This window comes from Marinilabilia sp. (assembly GCF_016278715.1).
Lineage (GTDB): Bacteria > Bacteroidota > Bacteroidia > Bacteroidales > Marinilabiliaceae > Marinilabilia.
On the sequence record NZ_JADQBH010000281.1, the window covers coordinates 1 to 12,537 of the forward strand.

Genomic DNA, 12,537 nt, shown 5'->3' on the forward strand with positions numbered 1-12,537 from the left:
CGGCCCCAAAGGGCACGAATAGCGAAAACCCCGGGTGTAAGCCCGGGGGGGGGGATAAAAAGACCCCGGGTGCAAGCCCGGGGATAGACGATCAGCCCTCGGGGGTGACCCCGGGGCGAGATGATCAAAAGAAAAAATCATCAGGCCTTAAAAGAGGCCGACAAAAAATATAACGATGAGAATAAAACATTTAATATTAATCCCGGCATTACTCCTTTTGGGACTCGGAAGTTCCGGCGCCCAAACCCTGGAGACCTATTTCGCCGCAGCCGCCGAAAACAATCCCGGTCTGCAGGCAAAATACAAGGAGTTTGAGGCCGCTCTTGAGCGTGTTCCACAGGTGAGTTCGCTGGACGATCCAACCCTTTCTTTCGGGTATTTTGTGTCTCCGGTGGAAACGCGACTGGGGCCACAGAAGGCAAAATTCTCACTTTCCCAGATGTTCCCGTGGTTTGGGACTCTCAAAGCGAAAGAGGATGCAGCCGCTCTGGCCGCAGAAGCCAAATTCCAGGGATTTGTAGATGCACGCAACCAGCTTTACTACCGGGTGGCTGCAGCTTATTATCCAATCTACAAACTCAACGAGTGGAAACAAATTGAGAAGGAAAATATCGAAATCCTCAAATCGTACAAGAACATTTCCTCCCGCAATTTTGAAAACGACAAAGGTTCCATGGTGGATGTGCTGAGGGTGGATATCATGCTGAAAGATGCATCCACCAATCTGGATATCCTTAATAAAGAGGAGAAACCACTGGTTACCGCTTTCAATAAGTTGCTGAACAGGCCGGCAGATGAAGAAGTAACCATTGATGTCGAAAAACAGGAAGATTCACTTCCGCTTCATCAGAATAAAGATTCACTAATGAATCAACATCCTGTACTGAAAAAGCTGGAACTGATGCGTCAATCGTATGAGGCCGCCGAAACAGCTGCCCGAAAGAACGGTTATCCCAAATTTGGTGTCGGTCTTGACTATGTAGCTGTTGGTGAACGCACCGACATGCAGGTAGAAAACAACGGTCGGGATGTAATTATGCCAATGGTATCGGTTTCCATCCCAATTTTCCGGAAGAAATACAATGCGGCTGTAAAGGAGGCTCAGTTAAAACAGGAAAGTCTGGCCTTGCAAAAAGAGGAGTTTTCCAACAATCTGGTTTCCAGATACGAGGACGTCTGGTTCGAAATAAACAAACAAGACCAGCTCATTAATCTGTACAACGATCAGATAAAAACAACACGTCAGACTCTGAAGTTACTAACCACATCTTACGCCAATTCCGGGAAAGAATTTGAGGAGGTTTTGCGCATGCAACAGGAACTATTAATGTATGAAAAGAAAAAGGCTGCGGCGATAAGTCAGTACAAAACATCTGTAGCGAGGTTGGAATATGTGATGGGGAGAAGCGGAAATTAGAAACCGGAGGCTAGAGATTTATCGTTAGAGGCTAGAAACTGGAAGTTAGAGATTAGACAAAAATTCAAACCATAGAAGCCTTTTAAAGTCCCCCTCTTTTTTAGTCCCCCTTGGGGGGATTTAGGGGGCCGGATTTAGAGGGCTCAAAACCAAATATCATGAATACAAATAAAAAAAGCATAATCATCATTGGATCAGCCTTGGTAGCCGGACTTTTACTGGGCTGGCTGTTCTTTGGCGGTTCTGATTCTGAATCGACCCACGATCATGAACACACCGAAGCTGAGGCAGGAGAATCAACCACCTGGACTTGCTCTATGCACCCTCAGATTAAGCAGCCCGAACCGGGCGATTGCCCCATTTGCGGAATGGATCTTATCCCGCTGGAAGAAGATGAAAGTGAGACTGATCCGCGTGAAATCCGCATGTCCCCCACAGCTATGCAGCTGGCCAATATCCATTCGCAAACAGTGACCAAAGGAATGGCACATAAAACCGTTCGTCTTGACGGAAAAGTAGAAGCTGATGAGCGACAGGTCAATTCCCAGACATCACATGTGCCCGGTCGTATTGAAAAACTGACCATCAATTTTACCGGTCAGTATGTGACAAAAGGTTCGCCGATAGCGTATGTCTATTCCCCTGAATTAGTGACGGCCCAGGAAGAGTTATTTGAAGCCAGGGAGCTGAAAGAGACTCAACCAGAGCTGTACAGGGCATCATATGAAAAGCTGAAAAACTGGAAGCTCACCGATGCACAAATTGAAAAGATTCTTGATTCGGGAGAATTGAAAGAGCAACTACCAATATTGGCTGATGTCTCAGGGTACGTAACCAAAAAACTTGTAAATCTGGGTGACTATGTGAAACGGGGAGAAACAATCTTCAAAATCGCCGATTTATCAACTGTCTGGGTACTGTTTGATGTATATGAAAGTGACATCTCCTGGATCAACAAAGGAGATGAAGTGACATTTACAGTTGCCTCCCTCCCAGGAGAAACTTTTTCAGGAAAGATTTCATACATCGATCCGGTTATTGACGCCAAAACCCGGGTGGCCAAAGCCCGCCTTGAGGTCAACAATCCGAATCTTAAACTGAAGCCTGAAATGTTTGTTTCGGGCGAAGTCGAGGCCCGACTTTCAGGGGCTGAAGAAGGTATCGTTGTTCCCAAGTCAGCTGTAATGTGGACAGGTAAGCGTTCTGTGGTTTATGTCAAAACAAGCACCGAAGACAATGTTAGCTTCGTTATGCGTGAGGTGCTTTTGGGCCACGATCTTGGCAACAGCTACATTGTAAAAGAAGGTCTTAAAGCGGGTGAGGAAATTGCTGTCAACGGGACTTTCAGCATCGATGCCGCTGCCCAGTTGGCAGGAAAACCAAGTATGATGAGTCCGGAAGGTGGAAAACCCGCCACGGGACATGACCATGGCAGTATGTCTTCGGAAGAGATGGAAGAGATGGAAAGCACCAGTCCACCCGCTGAAGAAATGGAGATTCCCAATTATGAGGCCCCACAACAGTTTAAAAAGCAGCTGACAGCTCTCTTTGATCAATACATTGCAATGAAAGATGCACTGGTTGCTTCAGATGCGGGGAAATCGGCCAGCGAAGCTCAGGGAGCCCTCCGGGCACTCAACAATACCGACATGGCACTGCTCGAAGGCGATGCCCACATGTTCTGGATGGAAAACCTCGACAAAATGGAGTCTTCTTTGACAACCATCAGCGAATCAGATGATCTGGAAATACAAAGAGAGGCTTTCGTGGATTTCAACCCCATATTATTCACTAAAATAAAAGCATTCGGACTGGACGGAAAAACCGTTTACTACCAGTTTTGCCCCATGGCCAACAACGACAAGGGCGCTTACTGGCTGAGCACCGAGGAAAATATCCGCAACCCTTACTATGGCGATATGATGCTGGAGTGCGGAGAAGTGAAAGACAAACTGAAATAATTGCAGAGTGGATTTGCAGCGAGAGGAGCGGCATTCATTTCCCGCATGTCGTTCCTCTTATTTAAAACTCAAAAACAAAACAGCCATGGACGAAAGCATCACAACGAGTTCTTTTCAATTTTCAACCCCATTATGGGATAAAGACATTTCCGAAATCACACACCAAATGTCCGAACTGGAAGGAGTTGCAGAGGTAAAGGCCTCAGAAAAGGAAGTAATCATTGCCTACAATGGCTATGTCCAAACCAAAAATGTTCTAAGAGAAAAACTGGAAAATGCAGGATTTACAATCCTGGATGACACAAACAAATCCCGCGGGTGGTTTCAAAAATTAGTACAATACCTCGCAAAAGGCAACAAAGAAGCTTTTAAAGGAGGCAAGCCTGACTGCTGTAACCCGAAAGTCCCTAAAAATTAAGGGTAAAACACCTACTGATGTAAGTTTTTCAATAAATTATATAACACCAGGCCAGGGCCCCTTCATTAACTTTACAGTAGAAATCAAAAGAAAGGAGGATTACTATGATTCTGGACATTTTATTACCTACCGTATTATTGTTGATACTTGCAGTTGGCTTGTTAGCATTATCACTTGCCAACAATTCAGAAAATGACAACAAGGATGAACAGGGAAATGACCAAACAGCCGAATGTGCAAGCTGTGCCGCAAGTGAATTAATCGATTGTAAAAAATAAAGTTATGAAACTAGCATGACAAAGGTTCTACATAAACACATGCATAAAACCCCTCATGCAGGTTCCATATTATCAGCAACTTAAAAATTTTATGCTCATGAAACTAATTAAAGCATACATCCGTCACCGAAAATTAGAAGAAGTTTATAACGCTCTCAAATTGGAAGGATTTGGCGCTATGACCCTGGTCGAATGTGACGGAACGGGAAAATATACCGACAGCCAAAACAGCCATATCAGTGAAAAATATCCCTTTGCCGATGCCTGTAGGGTGACCAAAATAGAAATTCTGGTTCCCAACAGTGACAAAAAAAAGGTAACAGCCATCATTCGTGAAAAAGGCAGAACCGGTTATCAGGGAGATGGGATAATTCTGATATCTTCTGTCGATGAAGTTCATAAAATTAAAAATAATGATTCAGGTGTTGAATCAGTTTAGAAACCAATGACCATGCATCGATGAAAATAAATGAATCATCATGGGGCTTTTCCCTGGCATTGGTTTCCAATTATTTAAACAATGACAATTCTATTTATTCACTCTTAAAAATTAAAATGTTATGAAACGAAAAATGTTAAGTCTGCTTACCGTATTCCTGATTGGTTCGGTAGCAATGTTTGCTCAGAGCAAAACCGAAAAATTTGAAGTAAAAGGCAAATGCGGCATGTGCGAATCCCGAATAGAAAAGGCTGCAAATTCAGTGGAAGGCGTGAGCAAGGCCGATTGGGATCAGGAATCAATGATGGCAACAGTTGTCTTTGACAAATCTAAAACTTCTGTGGACGACATTCAAAAAGCCATTGCCAAAGTGGGACATGATACCGGAAAACATAAAGCTTCAGATGAAGCTTATGACAAACTTCCGGGATGTTGCAAATACGAGCGCATGGAAAAGAAGGATGCCCATGGTAAAAAAGAACATAACCATGATGGACATTCTTGCCATTAATCTTTAATTCAATAGTCTCTCCCTGAGTTTATACTTTCCGGGGGAGGCTATTATTCCATCACTTTCAGCTTCCCCTGTTTTGTATTTGATAATTCCAAAATGCATTCTTACTTAAATTCTAAATGATGAAACCAGCTACCTTCAAATACATCTTAAACAGCAATAAAGATTTAATCCTTCATCCTGTTTTTGGAATTATTCTTGGCTTCTTCTTATTGCATCCAATAGCCATGAGCATCTTCTGGTTCGAAGGAAATGATTATTTATTAAATCTCGAAAACTTCAAATATCTATTTAACTTTTTAGTGTTCGAGTCATTCAGTCCTGAGATGTCACAAATGTCTGCGGCCTTTGCCATTATTGGATTATTAGGTGGTCTCGGTTCCGGATTTTACAGTCGTACCCTCAAAAGAAGAGAGCATAGATTATTTGGCAATCGACAACTACTTAACAAAAGTATTCCTTCACTTATTGCAAGTGGCCAAAATGATTATGTTGAGTTTAAATCTTCCCTTCGGTATGATTACCGGCAAATTAAAACTGACAAAAATTTAGAGACGGTGATTCTGAAAGAAATAGCAGGTTTCTTAAACGGCAAGGGAGGAATATTAATTATTGGGGTTGACGATGAGGGCAAAACACTGGGCCTTGAAAACGATTACTGGACTTTAAAAAGGAAAAATAAGGACGGATTTCAACAAAGGGTAATTACATTAATTTCCAATGCTTTTGGAAAGGATATATGTTCCAATGTCCATATAACCTTTCAGAACCTGGAATCGCGGGAAATATGCCTCATCCATATAAATTCAGCTCACAATCCAATTTATCTGCAGGAAGGTAACCGAACCATTTTTTACCTGAGAACCGGCAATATTACAAACCCATTAACAACCAAGGAAACGGTCCAATATCTGCAAACCAGACAATTGGCATAAGTTTATTTCTGGCAAAGTTAGTTGTTGTTGCAAATTTGACGTAAAAAAGTATTACTCAATTCTAAAACCATGAGTCATGAAAGTTAAACAATTCATTCTCCTGTTAGCCATCATCTCTTCAACTGATGTTTTTTCACAAATCAAATACAAAAACACACTCAGTGAAATATATGAAACTTTTCAAATGGAAGATGGCGCCATAAAATATGTCCGATATAATAAGCCCGGAAAAAAAATCCTGATATATGACCTGGATCAAACATTATGGAGAGAAGTTTCTCTTCCTTTACCTAAAGGACACACACTGGAAGAAATTAAACATGTTTCAGTGGATAAATTTAACAATGACACCCTGGTTGAGGTAATATATTCCTGTGTGCATTATTCAAATTTGGACAGTTTTGAAGACCCTGAAAAATTATCAAATTCAGCAACATACACCTTGAACATTGTAAACGAAACTGGTGAATCTTTACTAAAAGTACCAAATAGCAACAGCCTGAAAATATTTGAAACACAGAAAGACAAAAACATGCTAATATTCAGGCACTCTCAAGATGGTTTTATAGGGAAAGATGAAACATTGATATTTTCTTTTTGAAACCCAGGTATTTACGGCAACCGTTAGATTAGGCCCTATTCTCTACAGTTTTGTTCTGGAATCAATCAGATAGATTAATATCCCTTCGAATTAAACCCTTCATTTCTGATTGAAAAAATAAACCCAACCCACATAAATTTTTTGCTGTTGATCCTAAACTCAAAACCATCAGCAAGAACTCAATTTTAACTTGACAAAGATAAAGATATTGTATACATCCATTAAAAAAGTTGACTTATGAATACAAAAGTAAGATTCATGGTTTTGATGACCCTTTCCTTCGCATTGATCATACCCTCATGTGTGGGCAGCGATAAGCAGAAAGAGAAAGTTTCCGAATCAATTCCATCTGACAAAAGGTCTATGCCTGTATCGAAAGCCCTTGATGCCGAAAAAGAAACAAATAAAATGCACAAACAACACAACAGCCTGGCGGAAAACTTTTCGCACAAAGATATTGTCATTCTTGACCAACCCTACCAGCTTTCCGAAAATGCCAAAACCAAGATGGAAAAAATTATTGATGCCTATTTACAATTAAAAGATGCATTGGTAAAAGAAGACATTGATGAGGTGAACAAAATGGTTGGAGTGATGACTGAAAAAGTGTCGGCCGTAGTTCCTTCTCAATTAGAAGGAAAAGGATTTGACACGTGGCAAAACCATAAAATACTCTATGAGGCAAAGTTGAAAGAAATGCAGCATATCTCAGGCCTTGAAAACAAACTTTCCTATTTCAGCCATATTTCAGAAATTATGTATTGCACCATTAAAAGCTTTGATTTAAAGAGTGGTAACCTGTTTGCCATATTCTGCCCAATGGCACTTGATAAAAAAGGGGCTTATTGGATAAGCGACAGAAAGATTTTCCATAATCCGTACATGGGTGGAGAATTGCACCGTTGCGAAGAAATTAAGGAACAATTATAGACAGATGGAAGTAAAAATAAAAAATATGGTCTGTAACCGTTGTATTATGGCGGTTAAACAAATTTTCCAGGATGCCGGAATAAAAGTCAGCAAGATCCGATTAGGAGTAGTTGAAACCTACGACGAAATTAACGACACGATCCTGAATAAAATTAATGAAAATTTGAAAAATGTCGGTTTTGAGATTATCAATGATTCCGGAACCCGCTTAATAGAGCAGATTAAAACAACGGTTATAGATTATGTCTATCAAAATGAATGGGAGGAAAAACGCAACTTATCTGATTTCATAGTCGACAAAATACACCTTGATTATTCATACCTGAGTTCACTATTTTCATCGGTTGAGAGTGTCACAATTGAAAAATACTTTATAAATCTTAAAATCGAACGGGTAAAAAAGTTAATCCTTTATGATCATAAGCCCCTGACTGAAATTGCATGGGAATTAGGGTTTAGTAGTGTAGCTCATCTCTCCGGCCAGTTTAAAAAAGTAACTGGTTTTAGTACAACCTATTTCAAACAACTATACAATCAGCCAAATCATAATTCTACTCAGGGGCTTTAAAACAAAGAAAAAGAGCACGATGATAGTCTTTAGTTGTAGAAGAGTGAATATGCAAAAAGCGTGTCATTATTAAAAATATATGAGTATGGAACCTGTACAAAATTATAATAAAACCGGAAATTGTCCTGTTTGCAATATGAGAGTGGACAATGGCAATTATTTTGTTGAATACAGTTGGAAAACCCTTTACTTCTGTTCGGAAGGATGTCTCCATAAGTTTAAAATCCAACCATGGAATTTCTTCGGGGACCATCAGTTTGAATTAATTATCATTGGTGGAGGTCCGGCCGGTTTAACTGCTGCTGTTTACGCTTCTGTCTCCCGAATCAATACTTTTTTTATTGCCAATGACATTGGAGGACAAGCAATTGACAGCACTAAGGTCAGGAATTATATGGGTTTCGACTTTATTACCGGTAAGATGTTGGTAGATAAATTCAGGGATCAGTTTCTCGAGAAACATTTTTTGTCGCACAAAATAGATGTTGTGACAAGAATTAAAAAACAAAATGAAAAGTTTGTCATTACAACAAAATCAAAACAAACTTTCTATTCAAAAGCCGTGATCGTTGCCACCGGCATGAAAAAGAGAAAGCTCGGGATAACAGGGGAAGACAGGTTACAGAGGAAAGGAATATTCTACAAATCTGTACAAGACCTCAACCTGCTTGATGGAAAAGATGTGGTGGTGGTTGGTGGTGGTAATTCAGCTTTACAAACAGCCAGTGAGTTACAGAATAATAACTGTAATGTTACCATTGTAACCCAGGGAAAACTCATTGCCGATAAAACGGATGTAGAAAAAATCAGTCAACTCCCAAATATGCACCTCATCGAAGAACATGATGTCACTGAAATTTTGGGAGAAGATAAGGTCAAAGGTATCTCCATCAGACCGGAACAGGATCGTGAAAAAGATCCCGTGGTAATTTCCTGTCAGGCTGTGTTTATCCAGGTGGGTTTTCTCCCCAACACAGAATTTTGCAGGGATCTGGTTGAACTGAACAGAAATGGAGAAATCAAAATCAATGCAGATTGCAGCACAAGTACAGAGGGAATTTATGCCTGTGGGGATGTTACCGATGCCTATGGCAAAAGAATCATCATTGCCTCGGGCGAGGGAGCTAAGGCTGTTTTAAGTGCCAGTCAATTCCTGAAAACATCGAAAGAGACTTCTAAAAATCTAACCAACTATTAATCTATGGAGTATTTTGAAAACATAAATTGCGTTGACATGGGCAGAATATGTATTCCTGACTCTGATTACCCCAGGGTTGTGGTCGTGGGAGGTGGTTTTGCAGGCCTGAACCTTGTTAAGAGGTTGAAAAATATGCCAGTGCAGGTTGTCCTTATTGACAAAAATAATTTCCACCAATTTTTGCCCCTGTTATATCAGGTCGCTACTAGTGGTATTGAACCGGATAACATTGTATTTCCGTTCCGAAAATTATTCAACCAAAATCCGAATGTTTTATACCGAATGGCTGAAGCAACGGGCATAGATGCGGAAAATAAACGATTAAACTCAACGATTGGTTACATTAAATATGATTATTTAGTGCTTGCAGGTGGCAGTGCAGTCAATTTCTTTGGAAATTCAGGATTTGAAAATTTCGGACAGGGTTTGAAAACTATTACCGATGCACTTGATATTCGAAGCAAACTTTTGCAGAACCTGGAGAAAGCAACCATAACTTGTATAAAGGAAGAAAAGCAAACATTGAGCAGCGTAGCAATTGTTGGCGGTGGCCCTGCTGGTGTGGAATTAGCTGGAGCATTCGCCGAATTCAAAAAATATATTCTACCAAAGGATTATCCAGAATTGAAGAACGTTGAAATGAAAATTTACCTCTTGGAAGCATCGGACAGGATATTACAATGGATGCCCGGAAAACTTTCAGAAAAGGCCCTGAAATACCTGACCGCCCAGAAGGTAGATGTTATGCTGAATGCCCCGGTAAAATCTTTTAACGGGTCAACTGTAACACTACAAAGCGGCAAAAACCTGAATGCAGCTGCTTTTATCTGGACAGCCGGGGTAAAAGGCTCTTCCATTGAAGGATTGCCTTCAGGGGTAAAAACCAGGCAAAACCGCTTGGCAGTTGATGAGTTCAACAGAATTCAATCACTGGACAAAGTGTTTGCCATCGGTGATATTGCACAAATGAAAACCGAAAATTATCCATCCGGCCATCCTATGGTCGCACAAACGGCCATTCAACAAGGTAAAGCGTTGGCTGCAAACTTAATGAAAATCCTCAATAAGGAACCTTTAATACCGTTTGAATACCACGATAAAGGTTCAATGGCCACAATCGGAAAAAAAAGAGCAGTGGCCAAAATTAAGAACCTGGAGACAGGTGGCTTCAATGCCTGGTTGATATGGTCGTTCATTCATTTAATGTCCATTTTGGGAATCCGGAATAAAATTTTGGTTGCGATCAACTGGCTTTGGAGTTATTTCACTTATGATAAGGGTGACAGAGTAATTATCCGCAGAGCTCCCGGAGGGAAGGGTTGATTGGAATTGCAGAAACCTTTATTATCAGTTGGCTCATCAGGGCATGTACTTACTGTTACATTTTATAATATTTCAATAAGAAAATCAGCGTATAAGAATCATTAAAACATTGAATTATGAAGACAAAAAGAAAAATTTTATTAGCGGTAGCTTTAACCTTCGCATTAGCTGTGGTTTTAACTTCTTGCGGAGGAGGGAGTAAGCAGAAAAAGGATTCCTCTAATGTCACGCCAACCGAACATGGTTCTATGTCAGAAGGTGGTGAACATGAAAGTTCATCTGACATTATGCACAAACAACACTCCGGTCTGGCAGAAAATTTTGCACATAAAGATATTGTAATCCTGGAAGAAAAATACCCGGTTGGTAAAGAAACACAAAATGAACTCGAACAGGTTATCGATGCCTATTTAAGACTTAAAGATGCATTGGTGTCAGACGACGAAGAAGCTGTAAATATAGCGGTCGGTTTAATGGCTGAAAAAGCTTCGGCGGTGGTTCCGGAACAATTGGAAGGCGAAGGGCTGGAGGCTTGGCAAAACCATAAAACGTTATATGACACTAAATTGAAAGAGATGAAGCATATCTCGGGACTTGAAAATAAACGATCCTATTTCAGTCATCTTTCGGAAATTATGTATTGTACCATTAAAAGCTTCGGATTAAAACAGGGTAATCTGTTCGCTGCTTACTGCCCAATGGCTCTTGATAACAAAGGAGCCTACTGGATAAGTGACAGCAAGGAAATCAGAAATCCTTACATGGGAGCCAAAATGCCAACTTGCGGCGAGATCAAGGAAGAATTATAATTCATAAGTTTTTGAATTGCTACAATGATTCTCTTGGAAGAAACTATAAAATTATACTCCTAATAACAATTATGTATAATGATTAATGAGGGAACTATAAAATCTGAAAATGCCCGGCTTACGTTTAGTAAATAAACCATTTTCGGACTACCGTTAGCTCAACCTTAAAAGGGGACAGTAAATTGATAAATTCTTAAAAATCACTGACTATTACTCATATATAGGATAAAAAAGAAAGGAGTTAAAATGCACGGAGCGGGTGGTGCCGGATTTGGTTCTGGGTGGTTGTATTTCTTATGTCTTTTATTGATTGTTGCCATAATTTGGAATGTTCTCAGTTCTCCCCATCAGGGTAATAAAGTTAACAACACAGAAGCCCAAAAAAAAGCTTTCGAATTTCTCAAAAAACGATATGAACTTGGTGCAATTGACAAAGAAGAGTACGAAATAAAGAAAAGAAACCTTGGAGTCTAATAAAAACTGTACAACATGGAAGAAAAAAAGCATGACAAATTCTACTGTCCCATGAAATGCGAGGGTAACAAAGTGTATGATAAGGCCGGCAATTGTCCTGTCTGCAACATGCATTTGGTGCCTGTTGACGATGAGAACCATAATCATCATCATGGGGAACACAAGCATGAGGACAACCATGAACAACATCATCATGATAAACACAAACATGACACTGGTCATAAAACACATTCAGGTGGCAGCGGAAAGTATTATTGCCCCATGCACTGCGAAGGCGAAAAAACCTACGATAAACCGGGCGATTGCCCTGTTTGCGGAATGCACCTGAAAAAAGAAGAAGAAAGTCCGGTTTCCGGCAGCGAGAAAACCATTTATACCTGTCCGATGCACCCTGAAGTGAAACAGGATCACCCGGGCGACTGTCCGAAATGCGGAATGGATCTGGTGCCTGAAAAAGCAGAAGAAACCAGCGAGGAAGAAAAAGCCTACAAAAAAATGGCAAAGAAATTTTGGGTGGCGACAGTACTTACTATCCCGATATTTATTATTGCCATGTCGGAATTTTTCCCCTTGCTAAAGTTGGACGAAATTGCTTCCAGGAAAGTATGGGGTTGGACTGAATTTATACTGGCCACACCAGTTGTTTTCTATTCCAGCTGGCAGTTTTTTAAG

The 12,537-nt window shown here is 40.4% G+C and carries 14 protein-coding genes; all 14 read left to right on the forward strand.

The annotated features are described in order from the left end of the window. Nucleotides 1-175 precede the first annotated feature (175 nt). On the forward strand, nt 176-1,417 hold the full coding sequence (locus QZZ43_RS17115; RefSeq protein WP_291861868.1) for a TolC family protein: 1,242 nt from the start codon (nt 176-178) through the stop codon (nt 1,415-1,417). A 158-nt stretch (nt 1,418-1,575) separates the two neighbouring features. Next, the gene (locus QZZ43_RS17120) at nt 1,576-3,378 is read left to right on the forward strand and encodes an efflux RND transporter periplasmic adaptor subunit (RefSeq protein ID WP_291861870.1); all 1,803 of its coding nucleotides are present in this window, start codon (nt 1,576-1,578) and stop codon (nt 3,376-3,378) included. Between the two features lie 85 nt (nt 3,379-3,463). Continuing rightward, complete coding sequence (locus QZZ43_RS17125; protein WP_291861872.1) at nt 3,464-3,796, forward strand: LDCC motif putative metal-binding protein; 333 nt, start codon at nt 3,464-3,466, stop codon at nt 3,794-3,796. Nucleotides 3,797-3,900: 104 nt separating this feature from the next. Continuing rightward, nucleotides 3,901-4,074 (forward strand): hypothetical protein, encoded by a 174-nt coding sequence (locus QZZ43_RS17130; RefSeq protein ID WP_181872032.1) that lies wholly within the window; start codon nt 3,901-3,903, stop codon nt 4,072-4,074. A gap of 97 nt (nt 4,075-4,171) precedes the next feature. Beyond that, nucleotides 4,172-4,513, forward strand: a complete 342-nt coding sequence (locus QZZ43_RS17135) for a P-II family nitrogen regulator (protein WP_114436364.1) — start codon at nt 4,172-4,174, stop codon at nt 4,511-4,513. 121 nt (nt 4,514-4,634) lie between these two features. Next, on the forward strand, nt 4,635-5,024 hold the full coding sequence (locus QZZ43_RS17140) for a heavy-metal-associated domain-containing protein (protein WP_114436329.1): 390 nt from the start codon (nt 4,635-4,637) through the stop codon (nt 5,022-5,024). 125 nt (nt 5,025-5,149) lie between these two features. Then, nucleotides 5,150-5,962, forward strand: a complete 813-nt coding sequence (locus tag QZZ43_RS17145; protein ID WP_291861878.1) for a helix-turn-helix domain-containing protein — start codon at nt 5,150-5,152, stop codon at nt 5,960-5,962. A 184-nt stretch (nt 5,963-6,146) separates the two neighbouring features. Next, a complete protein-coding gene (locus QZZ43_RS17150) occupies nt 6,147-6,563 on the forward strand; it encodes a hypothetical protein (protein ID WP_291861880.1) in 417 nt (138 codons plus the stop codon). A 237-nt stretch (nt 6,564-6,800) separates the two neighbouring features. After that, nucleotides 6,801-7,493 (forward strand): DUF3347 domain-containing protein, encoded by a 693-nt coding sequence (locus QZZ43_RS17155; RefSeq protein WP_114436331.1) that lies wholly within the window; start codon nt 6,801-6,803, stop codon nt 7,491-7,493. 4 nt (nt 7,494-7,497) lie between these two features. Continuing rightward, on the forward strand, nt 7,498-8,061 hold the full coding sequence (locus QZZ43_RS17160) for an AraC family transcriptional regulator (protein ID WP_114436332.1): 564 nt from the start codon (nt 7,498-7,500) through the stop codon (nt 8,059-8,061). Between the two features lie 85 nt (nt 8,062-8,146). Continuing rightward, nucleotides 8,147-9,259, forward strand: a complete 1,113-nt coding sequence (locus QZZ43_RS17165; protein ID WP_181872033.1) for an FAD-dependent oxidoreductase — start codon at nt 8,147-8,149, stop codon at nt 9,257-9,259. A 36-nt stretch (nt 9,260-9,295) separates the two neighbouring features. Further along, on the forward strand, nt 9,296-10,582 hold the full coding sequence (locus QZZ43_RS17170) for an NAD(P)/FAD-dependent oxidoreductase (RefSeq protein ID WP_220270787.1): 1,287 nt from the start codon (nt 9,296-9,298) through the stop codon (nt 10,580-10,582). 116 nt (nt 10,583-10,698) lie between these two features. Further along, nucleotides 10,699-11,391 carry a DUF3347 domain-containing protein gene (locus QZZ43_RS17175; RefSeq protein ID WP_291861885.1) on the forward strand — a complete coding sequence of 231 codons (693 nt, stop codon included), beginning with the start codon at nt 10,699-10,701 and terminating at the stop codon, nt 11,389-11,391. 489 nt (nt 11,392-11,880) lie between these two features. Next, nucleotides 11,881-12,537 (forward strand): heavy metal-binding domain-containing protein (locus tag QZZ43_RS17180; RefSeq protein ID WP_291861887.1); only part of this gene is annotated, 657 nt, incomplete at its 3' end.

Bases quoted from the DNA above. Each gene is read 5' to 3' on its own strand.
- QZZ43_RS17115 (WP_291861868.1), top strand. From the start codon at position 176: ATGAGAATAAAACATTTAATATTAATCCCGGCATTACTCCTTTTGGGA.
- QZZ43_RS17120 (WP_291861870.1), top strand. From the start codon at position 1,576: ATGAATACAAATAAAAAAAGCATAATCATCATTGGATCAGCCTTGGTA.
- QZZ43_RS17125 (WP_291861872.1), top strand. From the start codon at position 3,464: ATGGACGAAAGCATCACAACGAGTTCTTTTCAATTTTCAACCCCATTA.
- QZZ43_RS17130 (WP_181872032.1), top strand. From the start codon at position 3,901: ATGATTCTGGACATTTTATTACCTACCGTATTATTGTTGATACTTGCA.
- QZZ43_RS17135 (WP_114436364.1), top strand. From the start codon at position 4,172: ATGAAACTAATTAAAGCATACATCCGTCACCGAAAATTAGAAGAAGTT.
- QZZ43_RS17140 (WP_114436329.1), top strand. From the start codon at position 4,635: ATGAAACGAAAAATGTTAAGTCTGCTTACCGTATTCCTGATTGGTTCG.
- QZZ43_RS17145 (WP_291861878.1), top strand. From the start codon at position 5,150: ATGAAACCAGCTACCTTCAAATACATCTTAAACAGCAATAAAGATTTA.
- QZZ43_RS17150 (WP_291861880.1), top strand. From the start codon at position 6,147: ATGGAAGATGGCGCCATAAAATATGTCCGATATAATAAGCCCGGAAAA.
- QZZ43_RS17155 (WP_114436331.1), top strand. From the start codon at position 6,801: ATGAATACAAAAGTAAGATTCATGGTTTTGATGACCCTTTCCTTCGCA.
- QZZ43_RS17160 (WP_114436332.1), top strand. From the start codon at position 7,498: ATGGAAGTAAAAATAAAAAATATGGTCTGTAACCGTTGTATTATGGCG.
- QZZ43_RS17165 (WP_181872033.1), top strand. From the start codon at position 8,147: ATGGAACCTGTACAAAATTATAATAAAACCGGAAATTGTCCTGTTTGC.
- QZZ43_RS17170 (WP_220270787.1), top strand. From the start codon at position 9,296: ATGGGCAGAATATGTATTCCTGACTCTGATTACCCCAGGGTTGTGGTC.
- QZZ43_RS17175 (WP_291861885.1), top strand. From the start codon at position 10,699: ATGAAGACAAAAAGAAAAATTTTATTAGCGGTAGCTTTAACCTTCGCA.